We start from the raw sequence: 18,841 nt of genomic DNA, 5'->3' as shown, positions 1-18,841 counted from the left end.
GGAGGACTTTTTCATGTGCGAAGAACTTCGGCAGGAAATAGAGCGGCGTTTGCAGTCGCTCGTTGAAGGCAAGGCGGACAACGATCAGAGGCTGTTAAGGAAAAAAGCGCTGCTTGAGTCTAGAGGAAGCCGAATTCTCAAGGCAAAAGCGTTCGGCAACATTCTTTCCAACGAAGGAGAATGGACACGCTATCGCGTGCATTTCAAATATTTGATTCAGCAGGACAGCTATATTTACTTGGAAGAGGAAGTAGAGGAACGGACGGCCCGGATAGAAAATCAGGCGCTGATAGAAGATAAGGAGGCAGAGCCCCAGCTTATTCTGTCTGCAAATGTGAAGGAGTTAGCGGAGTTCCCGGATGTTTTTGAGGGAAGGGGAGCCTTTCAATATGACCGCCTGAAAGCTGTTCAGTATGCCGAGCGCTGGTGGAACAGCTATAACCCGGCTTACCGGCAATTTAGCGTGGACTGCACCAACTACATTTCTCAATGCCTGCATGCCGGGGGAGCGCCGATGACCGGTTACCCGGATAGAAGCCGCGGCTGGTGGGTCAGAAGCAATAATTGGAGCTATAGCTGGACGGTGGCACATGCCTTCCGCTGGTTTTTATCTTCGTCGAAAAGCGGGATGCAAACCTGCGAGGTGAGTGAACCAGAGCTGCTGCAGCCGGGAGATGTTATTTGCTATGACTTTCAAGGGGACGGGCGATTCGATCATTCAACCATCGTCACGGCCAAAGACAGCCGCGGCATGCCGCTTGTGAACGCCCATACGACCAACAGCCGCATGCGTTACTGGAGCTACGAAGATTCAACTGCTTATACGCCGGGCATTCAGTATAAGTTCTTTCAGATCAAAGATGGTTCTTCTTAAGCGTTTTCGCTATGATATAATAAATAGGTTACAGTTTAAATATGAGGTGAATAATTTTGTCTATTAACGTAGTACTTTACCAGCCTGAAATTCCGGCCAATACCGGAAATATTGCCAGAACATGCGCAGCTACCGACACAGTGCTTCATTTAATTCGCCCGCTTGGTTTTTCGACAGACGATAAAATGTTGCGCCGGGCAGGCTTGGATTATTGGCAGTTTGTAGAAGTTGTTTATTATGATTCCCTAGAGGAGTTTTATGAGAAGAATGCAGGTGGAGAATATTATTACTTAACCAAATTTGGCGAAAATAACTATGCCAATTTTGACTATAGCGATCCCGGAAAAAATCATTTCTTTATCTTCGGAAGAGAAACGACTGGATTGCCGAAAGAGATTATTAATGAAAATAAAGACCGTTGTTTGCGTATTCCGATGAATGGAAATGTAAGATCGTTAAATTTATCCAATACAGCGGCCATTTTGGTCTACGAAGCTCTGCGTCAGCAGAACTTCTTGAAATTATCTTAAGAAAAAAGCACTGCAGCCCGGCTGCAGTGCTTTTTTTTGTGTTCATTAGGCACCTGGTTTATCTTCGTATCCAGCAGTGAAGATTGCGGCAAGGAAGGCAACGATCACGCCTAAAATGAGTAATAGATTCATTTTTCGTACCCCTTTCTTAAGAAGTCTTTTCCTGCACACTATTTTTATTATAGCTGAAAGCACCTGCAAAGAAAACGCCAACTTCTTTCAAATTAAGGACAATCTATGATTCCGCTTTTTCATTAGCATGTTAAGAGATGTACGGGCATAGGATTTAGTAATCGTTCTCTAATTACGCAAAAGCGGGAGGTCTATATGGATATCTTAAAAAAAGTCGAACAATACCGTGAAGAAGAAGAAAAATTAAAGTGGGAAGGCACTTTTGCGGAATACCTGGACATCGTCAAACAAAAGCCTTGGGTAGCTCAGTCAGCTCATTCTAGAATTTACCATATGATTAAAGACAAAGGAATTGAAACAGAAAATGGCGCCAAAACATACAGCTTTTTCAGCTCCGAGCTTTATGGGCTGGAAGAGGCACTGGAGCGCCTCGTAGAAGAATATTTCCACCCTGCAGCCAAACGGCTGGATGTGCGCAAGCGAATTTTATTGCTGATGGGGCCGGTCAGCGGCGGGAAATCCACGCTCGTGGCTATCTTGAAAAAAGGAATGGAGGCTTATTCAAGAACAGAGCGAGGCGCTGTTTATGCGATTAAAGGCTGTCCGATGCATGAAGATCCTCTCCATCTAATCCCGGAACATTTACGGGGAGATTTCCATGAGGAATATGGCATCCGCATTGAAGGCAACCTGTCGCCGTTAAACATGATGAGATTGCAGGAAGAGTACAATGGACGGATTGAAGATGTAATGGTGGAGAGAATCTTTTTCTCAGAGGATAAGCGGGTAGGGGTCGGCACGTTTAGTCCATCCGATCCGAAATCTCAGGATATTGCCGATCTGACAGGCAGCATCGATTTCTCGACGATCGCCGAGTACGGTTCGGAATCTGATCCGCGCGCTTACCGGTTTGACGGGGAATTGAACAAAGCCAACCGCGGGCTTATGGAGTTTCAGGAGATGCTGAAATGCGATGAAAAGTTCTTGTGGCATTTACTTTCCTTAACCCAGGAAGGCAACTTTAAAGCAGGAAGATTCGCTCTTATTTCCGCCGATGAATTAATTGTGGCCCATACGAATGAAACAGAATACCGTTCATTCATTTCCAACAAAAAGAACGAAGCGCTTCACTCCCGGATCATTGTTATGCCGATTCCGTATAATTTAAAGCTGTCGGAAGAAGAGAAAATCTATGAGAAAATGATTCGTGAAAGTGATGTGTCCGATGTCCATATCGCGCCGCATACGCTGAAAGTGGCTGCCATGTTCACGATTTTAACTCGCTTGAAGGAGCCGAAGCGCGGCGACATTGACCTTGTCAAAAAAATGAGGCTATATGACGGAGAAAGTGTAGAAGGATATAACTCCGCCGATGTCGACCAGCTGAAAAAGGAGTACCAGGATGAAGGGATGAGCGGCATTGATCCACGGTATGTCATTAACCGCATTTCATCTACAATCATTCGTAAAGAGGTAGCTTCCATTAATGCGCTTGATGTTCTCCGCTCCCTGAAAGAGGGACTCGATCAGCATCCGTCTATTTCAAACGAACAGAGAGAAAAGTATTTGAACTTTATTTCTGTCGCCAGAAAAGAATACGACAATATTGCCAAGAAAGAAGTGCAGAAAGCATTCGTTTATTCATATGAAGAATCAGCCAAAACGTTAATGGACAATTATTTAGACAACGTGGAGGCGTACTGCAATAAATCAAAAATGCGTGATCCGCTGACAGGAGAAGAAATCAATCCGGATGAAAAGCTAATGCGCTCCATTGAAGAGCAAATTGGCATTTCTGAAAACGCCAAGAAAGCATTCCGGGAAGAAATATTAATCAGAATTTCCGCATATGCCCGAAAAGGAAAGCGATTCGACTACCATTCTCATGACCGCCTTCGGGAAGCCATTCAGAAAAAGCTGTTTGCTGACTTGAAGGATATTGTCAAAATTACCACTTCCACAAAAACTCCTGATGAACAGCAATTGAAGAAGATTAACGAAGTGGTGGCCCGCTTAATTGATGATTACGGTTATAATTCTGTATCAGCCAATGACCTGCTGCGCTATGTGGGCAGCCTGCTGAACAGATAGGAGAAGAGGCAGCCTTTTGGGCCGCCCTCTTTTTTCCTTTTTCGATGGCAACGTTCGTACAACTGCACCCTGGCAGGCATACAATAAAATGAAGGAAAGGAGAGAGGATAGGAGATGAGTGAGCATCATGTATCCCGCGAAAATTGGTCTCTTCACCGCAAAGGATTTGATGATCAAGAACGGCACAAAGAAAAAGTGCAGGATGCCATAAAAAAGAACTTGCCTGATTTGGTGACGGAAGAAAGCATCATCATGTCAAATGGCGATGAAGTCATCAAAATTCCGATTCGCTCGATTGAAGAATATAAAATCCGATATAACTATGACAAAAACAAGCATGTGGGGCAGGGGGACGGCGACAGTCAAGTAGGGGATGTTATCGCCCGCGACGGCAGCCCTGCCGATGGCCCGGGAAAAGGAAGCAGTCCAGGCGATCAAGCCGGAGAAGATTACTATGAAGCAGAAGTTTCCTTTATGGATTTAGAAAAAGCCTTCTTCAGTGAACTGGCACTGCCTAACTTAAAACAAAAAGAGGAGGCGCCCTTTACTGTTGAAGATATAGAATATAACGACATTCGGAAAACTGGGTTAATGGGCAACGTTGATAAAAAGAAGACGCTGCTGTCTGCCTATAAGCGGAATGCTTTGACGGGTGAAGCGAAATTCCACCCGATTTTGCCTGAGGATTTAAAATTTCGAACATGGACGGAAATAGAGAAGCCGGAGTCCAAAGCGGTGATTCTGGCAATGATGGATACGAGCGGCTCTATGGGGGTCTGGGAGAAATATATGGCCAGAAGCTTCTTTTTCTGGATGGTCCGCTTTTTGCGGACAAAATACGAAACAGTAGATATTGAATTTATTGCCCATCATACCGAGGCCAAAGTAGTCAGTGAGGAGCATTTCTTTTCTAAAGGAGAAAGCGGGGGAACCATCTGTTCATCCGCCTATCGCATGGCATTGGAGCTGATCGAAGAGAAATATGATCCGGTCCGCTACAATATCTATCCGTTTCACTTTTCAGATGGCGATAATTTATCTTCTGATAACTTGCGCTGTGTCAAGCTTGTAGATGAATTAATGGCTAAATCCAATATGTTTGGCTATGGCGAAGTCAATCAATACAATCGTAACAGCACGCTGATGAACTCTTATAAAAATATTAAAGACAACAAGTTCAGGCATTATATTTTAAGGCAAAAAGCAGATGTCTTTTATGCAATGAAAAGCTTCTTCGGAAAAGAAGAATAAACGAAGGTACCTTATTGAAGCAAAGCTTCTTGTTCAATAAGGTACTTTTTTTTGTTTAGTTCGCCTTGATCAGGAAATAAATAAAAAGAGCAAACAAAAGGAGCGATGGCTAAATGAATAAGAAGGATAGCAACTATCAAGAACGGGAAAATCTGTCTATTGAACAAAAGGAAAAGAAAAAGCGCGGGGAAGATATTGAACCGCAGCGTGAAGTCGACAAGCCGACGGCCCGTTCGGATTCGTAACATAGAGAAAGAAGCAAGTTATTAGCAAGCGGTCACCGGGTATAGGACGAAGAAGCCGATCAGAAGGAGGGTGCCTATGAAAGCTGTCACGTACCAAGGAGCGAAAGATGTACAAGTGAAAACTGTAGAAGACCCCGTTTTGAAGAAAAAAGATGATGTGATTGTCCGAATTACATCAACAGCGATTTGCGGATCAGATTTGCATCTTTATCAAGGAAATATGCCGCTGCGTCCGGGATATATTATTGGCCATGAACCAATGGGGATCGTTGAGGAGGTCGGCCCGGATGTGACCAGGGTGAAAAAAGGGGACAGAGTCGTCTTGCCGTTTAATGTCGCTTGCGGGCATTGCTATTACTGTGAGCATGATATGGAAAGCCAATGTGACAACTCCAACCCGCATAAGGATACAGGAGGATACTTTGGCTATACAGAGCAATATGGCGATCACCCGGGCGGCCAGGCAGAGTATTTGCGGGTGCGTTTCGGAAACTTCATGCCGTTTGTCGTGCCGGAATCATGTGAACTGGAGGACGAGGCCCTGCTATTTATGTCCGACGTTCTGCCGACAGCTTATTGGAGCATCGAGCATTCCGGCATGAAGCCTGGTGATACTGTCGTTGTGCTCGGGAGCGGTCCTGTCGGATTGATGGCTCAAAAGTTTGCCTGGATGAAAGGAGCGAAGCGGGTCATTGCCGTTGATTATCTGCCTTACCGCTTGGAGCTTGCCAAAAAAATGAACAATGTGGAAGCGTATAATTTTTCCGAGTATCCTGAAATGGGAAAGCACTTGAAGGAAGTAACGAATGGCGGAGCAGATGTGGTCATTGATTGCGTCGGCATGGATGGAAAGAAATCGGCGATTGAGAAGATTGAACAAAAGCTGAAGCTGCAGGGAGGCACTTTAAGCGCCATCAATATGGCCAAAGATGCGGTCAGAAAATTCGGCACCGTTCAGCTGACAGGCGTATATGGCTTAATGTACAATATGTTTCCGCTCGGCAACTTCTTTGAAAGAAATGTGACACTGAAAATGGGACAGGCCCCGGTGATTCATTATATGCCTGAATTATTTGAGAAAATCACGGCCAATGAATTGAATCCGGCAGAAATTATTACTCATATTATGCCGCTTGATCAAGCACCGCTCGCTTATCAGATTTTTAACGATCATGAAGATGAGTGTATAAAAGTGGTATTGAAGCCTTAAAAGCCGGCATTTTCGCGCTCTGCCAAGCCCAGGTGGCCTGCTTTTTTCACTCTTGGAAAGCGAAACGCCTGGAATGGAAAGCAGCTGTTCCCATTCACAAGCTAAATAAAAAAGGCCTCAGACCCGCTCCCTTATCAGCGAGTTTGTCTGAAGCCCGAGAAGAAGCCAAATTTCGGCTTCTTCTTTTCTCATTCTATCCTTGATATTAGTGAGGCAAAAAGGCCAGCTGATAAAAGAACAGAATGGCAAAGATATAAACAAGCACATGCACTTCACGGAATTTTCCGCGGACGACCTTCAACAGCGGATAGGAGATAAATCCAAGGGCGATACCCGTGGCGATACTGGACGTTAAAGGCATGCTCAAAATAATTAAAAATGCCGGGAATGCTTCATCAAGTTCGTTCCAAGTGATTTTGGCCACACTTTCCATCATTAAGCAGCCAACAATAATAAGGGCCGGAGCCGTAATTGCCGGCAAGCCTGATACCGCACTGACGAGCGGCCCGAAGAAGGCGGCCACCACAAACAGTGCGGCCACAACAACTGTCGTAAGACCTGTCCGTCCTCCGGCAGCAACTCCTGTAGAGGATTCAATATAAGCGCTTGTCGGACTTGTACCGAAGATGGAACCGGCAGTCGCGGCAACAGAATCGGCTAGAAGCGCCTGGCGCGCGCGAGGCAGTGTTTTGCCCTTCATCAATCCAGCTTGCTGGGCGACAGCAATCATCGTCCCGGTTGTATCAAAAATCGTCACCAGCAAGAAGGAAAATACGACCGCATATAAGTCATGCTGGATCACATCGCCGATAGCAGCCAGCGGGTTGGAGATAATGAGTCCTTCAGGCAGAGAGGGTGCTTCGATCACTTTGGTGATTTTCAGCTGGCCGGTAAAGTAAGCGATGATACTTGTAACCAGCATGCCAATAAACAATGCACCATTGACCCTTAATACCATCAATACAATCGTAATGGCCAGTCCCGCTAGAGCTAAGATCGCTTCAGGGCTATGCAGATCACCAAGCTTAACTAAGTTCTGCGGGTGGTCCGCAATCAATCCAGTCTGGCGCAGGCCGATAAAGGCAATAAACAGTCCGATTCCCGCTGTAATGCCGTGCTTCAAGTTATCAGGAATCGCAATAATTAATTTTTCACGGAAAGGCGTAAGAGATAAAGCAATAAAGATCAGTCCGGCCACGAAAACAGCAGAGAAAGCAGTTGCATACGTAATGTCAGTATGAGAGCCGACAACAGAGTAAGCGAAGTAAGCATTCATCCCCATTCCGGGAGCGATCGCGATCGGATAGTTGGCCATCAGAGCCATCCATAGCGTACCAATGACAGTAGCGATGATCGTAGCAGTAAAGACTTGATCAAATGGCACTCCCGCATCTTTCAGGATAATCGGGTTAACAACAACGATATAAACCATTGTTAAAAAGGTCGTCAAACCAGCGATAATTTCTTTTTTTGTATTTGTTCCATTTTCCTGTAATTTAAACATTGGAAACCTCCAAAATACGAACATTAAAAACCACACTTAATATAATATTCGTTTTGATAACCTGATGCAATAGGAAAATAGAAAGCCCCCGCTTTTTAACCGTCAAGTCTTCAGCAGGGGCGGCAGGCAAGCGAAAGCCTTTCAGCGTTTTCATTGAGCTGGGCGGGATATCCGGTTAAGATAGAATTAATAGCGGGCGCACCGTGTAAAGAAAGGACATCGGAAAGGAGAAGACCTATGCCTGGAAGCAAGCAAGAAAAGATACTGATTATTTTAATGTTTGTCATCGCTTTGGTTTTATTTTTAAATATATTGAGGAAATACGTGCTCTAATAAGAGGCTTTAATGCAGTCAGTTAAAAAAAGCTGTCCCGCAATCTGATTGCGGAACAGCTTTTTTATAGGAACAAATTAAGAATAAAATAAGTTAAGCCGGCAATAGCTGCAGAAATCGGCAGTGTAATCACCCACGTAATCAGCATGCGCTGCGCCGTTCCCCATTTGACCCCGCGAATCCGGTGGGAAGCGCCGACCCCTAAAATGGAAGACGAAATGACGTGTGTGGTACTGACCGGCAAGTGAATAAACGTTGCACTGAAGATAATAGCGGCTGAGGTTAAATCGGCTGCCACTCCATTCACCGGGCGGATTTTCATGATCTTTCCGCCAACCGTTTTAATGATTTTCCAGCCCCCGATGGATGTTCCAAGTCCCATAGCGGCCGCACACGAAAATTGCACCCAAAATTGAATGTCGGTCGTTGATTGATAGTTGTTGGCAATCAGTGCCATAGTAATGATCCCCATCGCTTTTTGGGCATCATTTGTTCCATGTGTATAAGACTGCAAAGCCGCCGTCGCGATTTGAAAGTGGCGGAAGCGGCGATTCGTTTTTGGAAGGTTGTTGTCCTTAAAGACGACTTTGAATATGCTGTAAATAATAAAGCCGCCGATGAAAGCAATGATCGGTGAAAGAATCAGCGCTTGGATGATTTTAAGGAAACCGCCGTAATTTAAAACGCCCACACCGGCTGCTGCAATGGCTGCCCCGGCGATCGAACCGATCAAGGCATGGGAAGAGCTGCTCGGAATCCCGTAATACCACGTAATTAAATTCCATAAGATAGCGGAAATTAAAGCGGCCAGGATAACGGTTGAACCGTTCTGCAGCATGAAGGGATCAACGATATCTTTCGTGATCGTCTTGGCCACTCCGGTAAAAGTCATGGCGCCTAAAAAGTTCATGGTAGCTGCTAAAATAATAGCATGGCGCGGCTTCAAGGCTTTGGTGGAAACTGAAGTAGCAATAGCATTCGCTGTGTCATGGAAGCCGTTAATAAAATCAAACGATAAAGCGCAAACAACGATCAGTACAGTAATCATAAGTAAAGAATCCATAAATAAGGCGCTCCTTAAGCGTTTTTCATGATGATAGTTTCCAGAGTATTAGCCACGTCCTGGCAAAAATCAGCAATTTGCTCCAAGCTCTCGTAAATTTCTTTCAGCTTAATCAGCTGAATCGGATCCTTCTCTGTCACAAAGAGATGTTTAATGGACTGGCGGCGGACGCCGTCACAAGTGGTTTCATAATCTTTAATTTTAATGACATGTTCGCGGATGGATAGCAACTTTTTCGTTTCCAGCAATTCAACAGCCCGCTCAATTTCAGCGGCACAACTCCGGATCGCTTCAACGAACTTGACCATATATTCATCAGCATTGATGATGGAGTACATTTCAAACATCGCCGCTGTTTCTTCTAAGCCATCAAGGACATCATCCATGCTCATCGCAAGTGCCAAAATGTCTTCCCGCTCGATTGGCGTGATAAACGACTGATTTAATTCTTTAATGACTTCATGAATTAATTCATCGCCTTTTGTCTCGAACGTTTTCATTTCGTTATAAAAGATTTTCAAGTCGCTGGCGTTCTGTAGCTTATAGTCAGCAAAGTAATTGGCACTTTCCTTCAAATTAACTGCAATTGAATTAAGCAAGACAGTAAATTTATCCTTCTTTTGTTTAAACAATTTGAAAAGCCTCCTAATTATAAAAAAATGGCTAACAGCACTATTTTACTTGAATAGAGCAGAAGAAAAAAGAGTTTGTCGAAAAAAGGCAGAAAAAAATTATCAATTTCAGCAGCTATTAAGATTGAAATAGTCGCTTCCACTTTTATTTGGCGGTAAAATAAAAACAAAGTCGAAAGGAGGAATCAAAATGAAAGTTGCTGTGAACTTGCAGGATACGTTGACATTAAACAATGGACTGGCTATGCCGCAGGTAGGTCTGGGCGTATACAAAATGACGGATGAAATCGAGGCCAACTTTGCCATTCAGTCAGCACTGCGCATGGGATACCGGCTGATTGATACGGCATCTCTGTATGAAAATGAACAGATCGTTGGTGATGCTGTCAAAGAAAGCAGCCTCCGCCGTGATGAAGTCTTCCTTACGACAAAGGTGTGGAACAGCGATCAAGGATATGATCAAACGCTGAAAGCCTTTGAAACCTCTTTGAACAAGCTGCAAACAAGCTATTTGGACCTGTATTTGATTCATTGGCCTGGAAGAGAGAAAGAGAAATACCGGGAAACATGGCGGGCATTCGAACGATTATATAGTGAAGGAGCTGTCAAAGCGATCGGTGTATGCAACTTCCAGGTTCATCACCTAGAAGATCTGCTTGCTGTCTGCAATGAAGCCCCGGCAGTCAATCAAATTGAAAACCATCCATACTTGACCCAGGAAGAAGTGAGAGCGTATTGCCGGGAAAAAAACATGATCGCAGAAGCTTGGTCGCCGATTGCCCGCAACAAGCTCGCCAGTGAACCGACGCTTAACCATATCGCCAAAAAACATGGTAAATCTGTTTCGCAAATTATTTTGCGCTGGCATCTGCAAAACGGAACCGTCGTGATTCCGAAGTCTGTTCACCCGGAACGAATTAAAGAAAACAGTGAGCTTTTTGATTTTCAGTTGTCTCTGGAAGATATGAAAAACATTAACGCCCTAAATAAAGGAGAAAGGTTTGGCCCTGATCCTGATGAATTTAATAATGGATTTTAGAATTAAGAGAGCCGGCCGCTTAGGCATACCTGCTGGAGCCGTTTCGAGCTCCAGCAGATTATTTGCAATATCCGATTCCTTACTCAAAGAGTGAGCGGATGTCGTCCGGAACAGCGGATTGGCAAGTCAGCGTTTCCCCGGTAAACGGATGCGGAATTTCAATTTCCGCCGCATGAAGCGCCTGCCTGTGAACGATCGGCTTTCCTCCATAAAGAAGGTCGCCGGCAAGAGGGTGGCCAATGGCAGAAAAGTGGACGCGGATTTGATGGGTGCGTCCGGTCGCAAGCTGGCACTTTATGACAGACAGCTGACGGCTTTTATTATGCTTCAGCACTTCAAAGCGGGTGAGTGCCGGCTGCCCGGATTTTGACACGCGCCTTTTCGTCGGGTGATGCCTGTCCCTTCCAATCGGTTCATTAATCGTTCCTTGAGCTTTTCGCAGGATGCCATGAACAGCGGCCACATATGTTCGTTTAATCAGCCGGTTTTCTAATAAGCGGGAAAGGACAGTGTATGCTGCTTCATGTTTCGCGAATAGAACAACGCCGCTTGTCTGTTCATCCAGGCGATGAACGTGGCGGATAAAGCTCCTGTCGCCGGCTGATTGCAGATGATAGGCAGCCGCGTTCAGCAGCGAGCCGTTTTCTTGCTCGTCGTTAGGGTGCGTTTTCACTCCTGCGGGCTTATCCACAACCAGTAAATGATCGTCTTCATATAAGATGGCAATGTCAAGGTATGAAGGAGCAGGAGCATCCCCGGCATCACGGAACAGGGGAATATGCAAAACATCGCCTTCTTGAAGAGGCGTTTGCCAACTTAAGGATTGACCATTGACTTGAACCGCTTTCTCCATTCTCCACTGATGAATCATTTTTTTAGAAAGCTGCCACTCATTTTTTAAAATAAAGTCCACTGTTTTGCCGATCCATTCTTTAGGAAGGCTCAGCTCATAAACAGGGCCTTTTCGCTTCGTCTTATACAAAATGTTCCCACCTTTCATCTATCTTATCCCATTTCACAAAATTACCAACGTTATTAAATAGGTTATATGTTATCCTTGAATTATCTATCATATGATGAATCAGATATAGCAGGGAAGGTGTTTTTTTGAAAGTAATTATTGCCTCCACTATTGAACAAGAAGAGAGAATCAAGGAGCTAGTCGGGCAGTTGAAAGAAGAAATATTCCCGCGTTTCTTTGAAAAGGAAGAATTGCAGTCTATGTATAATTTCGGCATACTGCAATTGACAGAATATCACTTTCAGCGTTTTGACAATCTTCAAGATGCTTTTCAAGTGATTTCCAGCCTCCAGACGATTATATCTATCCTTGAAACAGACGAGCCTGCTGAGTTACCTGTGCACTATCAGGAAATGTTTGAAAGAAACACGCTGATTTTGCAGGAGTTTGATATTGATTTCCCTTTCTTTCTCAGCCACTTCACGCACAAAAAAACCCCTGCATCCTATTTAGCCTTCGCCATACCGGCCAATACGTACTTAATTTAAGCCTTCTGCTCAGCCAGAAGGCTTTTTTCATTTATGACAAAACAATCCCCTGCCGTTGCAGGCAGGGGGATAAGGCTACTTGCCTTTGTATTTGTCCAGGAATTGCGCCAATGCTTCTTCGGGCTGGCCGCCGACAAGGCGTTCCTGTTCCACGCCGTTTTTAAAATAAATAAGAGTCGGCGTCCATTCGATTTGATAAGGAGCTCCTTCTTTTTCAAATTCAAGCAGGTTAAATTGCTTAATATCAACATTTTTCTCTTTAGCCATCGGCATCAGCACCGGTGTTGTCGCTTTGCAATGAGAACATGTCGGGCTGTAAAAATAAACAAACAGATCTTCGCCGTTTTTCAGCTTTTTGTCGAGCTCGTCCGGCAGGATCAGGTTGCTGTAATTCGGGTCATCCAGCTGTTTAATCGTTTCAGGATGAAGCTCTTTTTTGCCGTAAGGATTGTCCTTAGCGGCTTGATTTTGCTGGTACTTTGTCAGAAAGACAATTCCGCCAAATAAAACTAAAACAACAGCTGCAAAAATAATGATTTTTTTCATGCTAAGCCACTTCCTTTCTTTTAATTACGAGCAGGCTGGCTGTGAAAATAATAATGAATGCTGTAAGCGCCAGAAAAGGGATGGTAATAAAACCAAACCAGTTAATGTACATGCCTGTACAAGGCACCCTGCCGCATGCCGGAGCTGTATTGGTCAAAAAATCAACCTTTTGAATGGCATAATGGTAAAGGGAAATACATCCTCCAACAGCTGAAAGGGCCAATGAATAACGGGCGGCTGCTGTATCCTTCTTGATGATGGCAAGGCCGAGAATGAGGACGAGCGGGTACATCAGGATTCTCTGGTACCAGCAAAGCTCGCAAGGCTCGTATTTCATCACTTCAGAAAAATACAAGCTGCCAAGCATCGCAATAAAGGAAGCTCCCCAAGCGATGAAAAGCAGATTTTCTTTTTTCATACGTTCTCCTTCTTTGTATAAATTTCTCTAGATGATTATAGTATTAGCCGCAGAAGAAAGTAAAATAATCAGCATGCAGAAAACAGAACATCATTAAAAAGCAGCTGGAAAGAATGATGAACACTCTTCCCAGCTGCTTGTCACTGGTGGAATTTTCCTAGGCATTTAATGAATTGGCATGTTCTACATAGTGGAACAATGTATAAAAAGTTTTTTCCACAGCAGAATAGGAATTAGGGAAGGAGCGGGCGTGAAGAAAGTGTTCAATTTTCTTCGACAGCAAATGATCTTTCGTCCGCACCATTAAAATGAGCAGGTTTGTCCAATCTGAGCGATGGACATAGTACAGAACACGGTCATAATCTGTATAATCCATTGCTTATCTCCCCTCCATTAGAGGACTATCTATAGTATATGTCCCTGCCGATAAAACTCTCACTGTAAATAATGGGATGGCAGCCGGTTGAAAATAGCAGGCGGATTTTGGGAAAAGGGGTATGACCTTTTGCTTTTTTTCATAAGTATTTGTTAAAGGGCAAAAGGGGGAAAGCGAAAATGAATGAGGCAGAAATGAAGGACCTTCAGTATGCCATTGATGAAATTACTGAAATTGCGACGGGATTCGGCCTTGATTTTTATCCAATGAGATATGAAATTTGCCCGGCGGAAATTATTTATACGTTTGGCGCTTACGGGATGCCGACAAGGTTTTCCCATTGGAGTTTCGGCAAACAGTTTTTCAAAATGAAACTGCAGTATGATCTAGGCCTTAGTAAAATATATGAGCTCGTCATTAACTCTAATCCATGCTACGCGTTCTTGCTTGACACGAATTCATTGATTCAAAATAAGCTGATCGTCGCTCATGTGCTTGCCCACTGCGATTTCTTCAAAAATAATGTCCGGTTCCAGCAAACGAACCGTCATATGGTGGAAAGTATGGCAGCGACAGCTGACAGAATACGCCAGTATGAAATCGATCACGGCAAGGAAACCGTAGAAGAATTTCTGGATGCGGTTCTGGCGATTGAAGAACATATCGATCCATCGCTTTTGCGGAGACAGCTGAATTGGCAGGCCGAGGAAGAAGAGCTGGAAACGGAAACAGAAAAGAGAAAAGGACCGTACGATGATCTTTGGCGGCTTGATGAAGCAGCAACTGTCGATTTGGTGCCGAAGAAGATGAAAAAAACAATTCCGCCGCGCCCTGAAAAAGATGTGATGCTGTTCATTGAACAGTACAGCCGGGAATTGGAGGACTGGCAGCGAGACATCATGACGATGGTCCGTGAAGAAATGCTTTATTTTTGGCCGCAGCTGGAAACAAAGATCATGAACGAAGGCTGGGCTTCTTATTGGCATCAGCGCATCATGCGTGAGCTGGATTTAACATCAGGAGAAGCGATCGAATTTGCCAAATTAAATGCCGGTGTCATCCAGCCGTCCCGGACGTCCATCAATCCTTATTATTTAGGATTGAAAATGTTTGAGGATATTGAAGAGCGTTACAATCATCCGACGGAAGAAATGAAGCGCCACGGAGTTAAGCCAGGGTCCGGACGGGAGAAGATGTTTGAAGTTCGGGAAATTGAATCTGACATTTCTTTTTTGCGCAATTATTTAACGAAAGATTTAGTTTTGAGAGAAGACATGTATTTATTTCAGAAAAAAGGGAAAGACTATAAGATAACCGATAAAGAATGGACAAACGTCCGCGATCAGCTTGTCAGCATGAGGGTCAACGGAGGATTCCCTTACTTGACCGTAAATGACGGCGATTACATGAAAGCCGGAGAGCTGTATATTAAACATTGGTACGAAGGCATTGAATTGGATCTGAAGTATCTAGAAAAAGTGTTGCCGCATTTATATACACTTTGGGGAAGAACGGTTCACTTGGAGACAATGGTAGAAGACCGCGAAATCCTCTTTAGCTTCAGCGGCCATAAAGTGCAGCGCAAATATTTGTAGCAAGCGGGTGTCCGGATTTCCCGGCCGCCCGTTTTTAGTGTGCGCCCATTTCTGCCAGGCTGTTTTTTATTGTAGTTTTATTTCCAAAGAAGAAGGGAAATATTTCTTGAGGCTAACTTCCAGATGGGGGGAAAACAATGGGAATCGTTTTTATGGTTCTTTATTTCTTTATTGTTGCTTTTGTTATCGAAATTTCTGTTATCTTATTTAATTTAACCGGGCTTGAGGAGGAGGTTTCCCGTTACCAGGTTGTTTCCATGCTTACAAATACAGGGTTTACCACAGACGAGGCCCAGCTGATTATTGATCATCCTGTTCGCAGGCGGTTAAGTATGTTTCTTATTTTGTTTGGCGCTTTTTCACTTGCGGTCATTATTTCTTCTATTACCAACATTTTATCAAGCGATTTACGTTTAAAAGAATTAATGATTATTAATCTGGTGCTGCTTGTCCTTTTGATGACGGGAAAAACGCCCATCATTCGAAAAAAGCTAAAAACGAAATTGAACAGCGAAATGGAGAAGAAGCTGGAAATTTCAGAGCTGCCAATTAAGGATGCCCTTTATTTAGAGGAAGACGATTTAGTGACGGATATAGTGATCGAAGAGGATTCTCCGTTTATTGATGCCAAAGCAAAAGATATTATCGGCAAAGAGGAGGATATCAGTATCTTATTTATTAAGCGCGGCAAAGTGAGCATTCGCCATAAGCTCTATGACGAAACGCTTCATGAGGGTGATCAGTTGTTTATTTATGGAAATAAACAAGCAATTGAGAAAAAATTTTCTTAAGCAGAGAGGAACAGGTCCCTAGGAGATGTTTCTGCTGCTGAGAAGCCTTTATGGCTTTCTATCCCTGTGGACTGCTCCTCTGCTTTGTCGTTGCGAATAGCCTCCAAAGATTGGAAAGGTTAGTAAGAAGAATGTTCAGATTCAGAGTGGGAGGCGTGCAGCCGTTCCATCACTCTGCGTTTCTTATACAGCATAGCTGCATTCTCTGCTACATCAAGAACAGCCGTCCGGTTTGTGAAGGCACCGAAGACTATGCCCGCTATTGGAATAAGCTGAAACATTTTTTTAGACCCCAATTGATCGCGGTACGTATACATTACTTCCCGCCACCCTTGCAGCTGTGATATCATTTCCTGGCTTTGTCTTCGCCCCTGGTAGAAGCTTGCCAATTCCGTTAAAATGGCTTTTTTGCCGACCACATCGGAAGAAGTGAATTGCAGGCATTTAATAATGAAGACACGCTCTTCTTTTTGTTTTGGATCATAGCCATAGGCGATGGCTATTTCCTGAAGCGTTTTCAACGATAAACCAAGCAAAAGAGGAATATCTGCAGCCAGCGTAAATACGCCGCCGACCCCGGTTGAAGCGCCTTGAACGGTTGCCATATTGGCGCGCGATTGCTTTAGCTCCTCTGCTACAGCATCCATCTTTTTTAATGGGACGGCCGCTGCATCAGCAACTGATTCAACGGTTATCCCCGGATTAGCTGCTTCAATTTTCTTTAGAATGCTTTTTTCCTGCACAAGATATTGTCCGCCTGTTTGTACGAAGCTGCCAACCTCCTCAAGCAGCAGCGCGAGCTTGTTTTGAATGATTTTCGGTGTTACTTTATCGAGCAATTTAAAGGGAAGGCGCGCCATCTTGTCCCAAATCCCTAGGTGTTTTTGTTCGTTCTCCCATTTTTCAATAGCCGCCAGTTCGGCTGCCAATTGCTGCTTCGTTTCCATAGTTATCCCAACCCTTTCCTGTGTTAGTTAATGTACGGCAGCAATCCGCCGCAAGTTTCAAAAAAATGAATGGCTGCCGTAAAGTAAAGAAGATTGCGAATTTAAGAACGCGAATTTACTTGTGATTTAGAGTCTGATATAATTCTCGCAATATAATGAAATAAACCCTTTGTATATGTTCAAGAATAGGGCTTGAACGTTTCTACCAGGCTGCCGTAAATAGACTGACTACAAAGGATTGCAGACAAGCTGTTTCATTTGTTTGCGATCCTGTATGACAGTTGGCAGCTTCCGTCTTAGACGGGAGTTTTTTTATTGGAATCCAAATAGCGGGGGAGCGCACAATGAAACATTTTTTTGCTTTTCAAGAACGGGGAACGACCTATAAGCAAGAAACACTGGCGGGCATTACCACATTTTTATCAATGGCTTATATTCTCGTCGTGAATCCGATTATCTTAAGCCAGTCCGGAATGGATAAAGGGGCCGTATTTACAGCGACGGCTTTATCAGCTATCATCGGCTCTTTGTTGATTGGCCTGCTGGCTAATTATCCAATTGGGATTGCGCCAAGCATGGGGCTTAATACATTTTTCACTTTTTCGGTCTGCGTTGGTATGGGAATTCCTTGGCAGACAGCCTTGACGGGTGTCTTTATTTCTGGTGTTTTATTTGTTATTTTGAGCTTGTTGAAAATCCGTGAGATGATTATCAACGTTATTCCACAAGATTTAAAGCATGCGATTGCCGGCGGAATCGGCTTTTTTGTGGCTTTCATCGGCCTGAAAAACGCCGGCATCATTACCGCAAATGAAGGAACCTTTATCGGAATCGGCGACTTGCATTCTCCGACTGTGCTGCTAGCGATCTTCGGCTTTATTGTCACGGTGATTATGATGATGCGCGGCATTGGCGGCGCCATTTTCTATGGAATGGCGATTGCCACTATCGCCGGCATGCTCGTTGGCTTAATTCGTGTGCCTGGAGAAGTGGTGGGCGCCATTCCTAGCCTTGAGCCGACCTTCGGTGAGGTATTTTCCCATTTGCATAGTATTTTCACACCGGAAATGCTTGCGGTTATTTTTACTTTTCTCTTCGTTGCTTTTTTTGATACAGCAGGTGCGCTCATTGCGATTGCAAGCCAAGCAGGATTAGTAAAAGACAATAAAATTCCAAACGCCGGAAAGGCGCTGCTCGCTGACTCGGCTTCAACGGTGATCGGCTCAGTTCTCGGCACTTCTACGACAGCAGCAATGGTCGAATCAAGCGCCGGCATTGCCGCAGGAGGAAGAACGGGCTTTACATCTATCGTCATTTCCGCTTTGTTTGCAGTGGCGCTATTCTTTTCTCCGCTGTTGTCCGTTATTACGGCAGAAGTAACCGCACCGGCTTTGATCATAGTCGGCTCTTTAATGGCGACAGAAATCAAGCATATCCGCTGGGAACGGGTTGAAATTACGATTCCTGCTTTTATTACTATTATTATGATGCCTCTTACTTCCAGTGTGGCCAGCGGCATCGCTCTTGGTTTTATTCTTTATCCAATCGCCATGATTGCAAGAGGACAAGCGAAAGAGATCCATCCTTTGCTATATGTTTTATTTGCAGCTTTCCTTGCCTATTTTATTTACTTGTAAACCATTCGCTCTGTAAGGCCTTCATATTCCTGTCTTAATCGCTCATGTAAAGGAGCAAAATGGGATACAGGCATCGGCAGCATTCTTTAATAAAGCTAAAAAATTAAGCCTCTTTATC

19 protein-coding genes and 1 riboswitch are annotated in these 18,841 nt (G+C 44.2%); of the genes, 11 read left to right on the top strand and 8 right to left on the bottom strand.

Features of this window, described 5'->3' with window-relative positions; all coding sequences use genetic code 11:
- Positions 1-13: 13 nt before the first annotated feature.
- The 6 genes from BBA02S_RS11465 (at position 14) to BBA02S_RS11445 (ending at position 6,333) form a co-directional block, all read left to right on the top strand.
- Complete coding sequence (locus tag BBA02S_RS11465) at positions 14-874, top strand: amidase domain-containing protein (protein WP_041099050.1); 861 nt, start codon at positions 14-16, stop codon at positions 872-874.
- Positions 875-930: 56 nt separating this feature from the next.
- Entirely contained in the window at positions 931-1,404 is a 474-nt protein-coding gene (trmL, locus tag BBA02S_RS11460; RefSeq protein WP_041099052.1) for a tRNA (uridine(34)/cytosine(34)/5-carboxymethylaminomethyluridine(34)-2'-O)-methyltransferase TrmL, read from the top strand.
- Between the two features lie 327 nt (positions 1,405-1,731).
- Complete coding sequence (locus BBA02S_RS11455; protein WP_041099054.1) at positions 1,732-3,627, top strand: PrkA family serine protein kinase; 1,896 nt, start codon at positions 1,732-1,734, stop codon at positions 3,625-3,627.
- A gap of 114 nt (positions 3,628-3,741) precedes the next feature.
- Positions 3,742-4,878: a sporulation protein YhbH gene (yhbH, locus tag BBA02S_RS11450; RefSeq protein WP_041099056.1), complete on the top strand. Its 1,137-nt coding sequence runs from the start codon at positions 3,742-3,744 to the stop codon at positions 4,876-4,878.
- Positions 4,879-4,991: 113 nt separating this feature from the next.
- Complete coding sequence (locus BBA02S_RS20675) at positions 4,992-5,123, top strand: 3-methyladenine DNA glycosylase (protein ID WP_087903765.1); 132 nt, start codon at positions 4,992-4,994, stop codon at positions 5,121-5,123.
- A 76-nt stretch (positions 5,124-5,199) separates the two neighbouring features.
- Positions 5,200-6,333, top strand: a complete 1,134-nt coding sequence (locus BBA02S_RS11445) for a zinc-dependent alcohol dehydrogenase (RefSeq protein ID WP_041114049.1) — start codon at positions 5,200-5,202, stop codon at positions 6,331-6,333.
- 205 nt (positions 6,334-6,538) lie between these two features.
- On the opposite strand, the gene BBA02S_RS11435 is transcribed toward BBA02S_RS11445, so the two are convergent.
- The 3 genes from BBA02S_RS11435 to BBA02S_RS11425 all read right to left on the bottom strand — a co-directional run bounded on the left by BBA02S_RS11435 (position 6,539) and on the right by BBA02S_RS11425 (position 9,865).
- Positions 6,539-7,837, bottom strand: a complete 1,299-nt coding sequence (locus tag BBA02S_RS11435; RefSeq protein ID WP_041099062.1) for an NCS2 family permease — start codon at positions 7,835-7,837, stop codon at positions 6,539-6,541.
- Between the two features lie 397 nt (positions 7,838-8,234).
- Positions 8,235-9,233, bottom strand: coding sequence for an inorganic phosphate transporter (locus BBA02S_RS11430; RefSeq protein WP_041099064.1), 999 nt, complete (start codon positions 9,231-9,233; stop codon positions 8,235-8,237).
- Between the two features lie 14 nt (positions 9,234-9,247).
- Complete coding sequence (locus BBA02S_RS11425; RefSeq protein ID WP_041099066.1) at positions 9,248-9,865, bottom strand: DUF47 domain-containing protein; 618 nt, start codon at positions 9,863-9,865, stop codon at positions 9,248-9,250.
- Between the two features lie 190 nt (positions 9,866-10,055).
- Here BBA02S_RS11425 and BBA02S_RS11420 point away from each other — a divergent pair, with 190 nt between their 5' ends.
- Positions 10,056-10,904, top strand: coding sequence for an aldo/keto reductase (locus tag BBA02S_RS11420; RefSeq protein WP_041099068.1), 849 nt, complete (start codon positions 10,056-10,058; stop codon positions 10,902-10,904).
- A 79-nt stretch (positions 10,905-10,983) separates the two neighbouring features.
- Here the strand turns inward: BBA02S_RS11420 and BBA02S_RS11415 are convergent, their stop codons facing one another.
- Positions 10,984-11,886: an RluA family pseudouridine synthase gene (locus BBA02S_RS11415; RefSeq protein WP_231557203.1), complete on the bottom strand. Its 903-nt coding sequence runs from the start codon at positions 11,884-11,886 to the stop codon at positions 10,984-10,986.
- A gap of 125 nt (positions 11,887-12,011) precedes the next feature.
- On the opposite strand from BBA02S_RS11415, the gene BBA02S_RS11410 reads away from it, so the two are divergent.
- On the top strand, positions 12,012-12,413 hold the full coding sequence (locus tag BBA02S_RS11410) for a DUF5365 family protein (protein WP_052475227.1): 402 nt from the start codon (positions 12,012-12,014) through the stop codon (positions 12,411-12,413).
- 75 nt (positions 12,414-12,488) lie between these two features.
- Here the strand turns inward: BBA02S_RS11410 and BBA02S_RS11405 are convergent, their stop codons facing one another.
- The 3 genes from BBA02S_RS11405 to BBA02S_RS11395 form a co-directional block, all read right to left on the bottom strand.
- Positions 12,489-12,959, bottom strand: a complete 471-nt coding sequence (locus BBA02S_RS11405; RefSeq protein ID WP_041099072.1) for a thioredoxin family protein — start codon at positions 12,957-12,959, stop codon at positions 12,489-12,491.
- A gap of 1 nt (position 12,960) precedes the next feature.
- Complete coding sequence (locus BBA02S_RS11400; RefSeq protein ID WP_041099074.1) at positions 12,961-13,377, bottom strand: disulfide formation protein C; 417 nt, start codon at positions 13,375-13,377, stop codon at positions 12,961-12,963.
- Positions 13,378-13,534: 157 nt separating this feature from the next.
- Positions 13,535-13,753 carry a YhdB family protein gene (locus BBA02S_RS11395; RefSeq protein WP_041099076.1) on the bottom strand — a complete coding sequence of 73 codons (219 nt, stop codon included), beginning with the start codon at positions 13,751-13,753 and terminating at the stop codon, positions 13,535-13,537.
- A gap of 179 nt (positions 13,754-13,932) precedes the next feature.
- Between BBA02S_RS11395 and BBA02S_RS11390 the strand changes: the two genes are divergently transcribed.
- Entirely contained in the window at positions 13,933-15,348 is a 1,416-nt protein-coding gene (locus tag BBA02S_RS11390) for a SpoVR family protein (RefSeq protein ID WP_041099078.1), read from the top strand.
- A 137-nt stretch (positions 15,349-15,485) separates the two neighbouring features.
- Positions 15,486-16,139 (top strand): TrkA C-terminal domain-containing protein, encoded by a 654-nt coding sequence (locus tag BBA02S_RS11385; RefSeq protein ID WP_041099080.1) that lies wholly within the window; start codon positions 15,486-15,488, stop codon positions 16,137-16,139.
- A 119-nt stretch (positions 16,140-16,258) separates the two neighbouring features.
- Here the strand turns inward: BBA02S_RS11385 and BBA02S_RS11380 are convergent, their stop codons facing one another.
- Positions 16,259-17,086, bottom strand: a complete 828-nt coding sequence (locus BBA02S_RS11380) for an EcsC family protein (RefSeq protein ID WP_041099082.1) — start codon at positions 17,084-17,086, stop codon at positions 16,259-16,261.
- A 149-nt stretch (positions 17,087-17,235) separates the two neighbouring features.
- Positions 17,236-17,337: riboswitch (purine riboswitch) on the top strand.
- Positions 17,338-17,430: 93 nt separating this feature from the next.
- On the opposite strand from BBA02S_RS11380, the gene BBA02S_RS11375 reads away from it, so the two are divergent.
- Positions 17,431-18,723, top strand: a complete 1,293-nt coding sequence (locus BBA02S_RS11375; protein WP_041099085.1) for an NCS2 family permease — start codon at positions 17,431-17,433, stop codon at positions 18,721-18,723.
- The last annotated feature ends 118 nt before the right edge of the window (positions 18,724-18,841 follow it).

The sequence above is a fragment of the Bacillus badius NBRC 15713 genome, from assembly GCF_001591605.1.
Lineage (GTDB): Bacteria > Bacillota > Bacilli > Bacillales > Domibacillaceae > Pseudobacillus > Pseudobacillus badius.
This window is presented reverse-complemented; position numbering and strand designations above follow the sequence as displayed.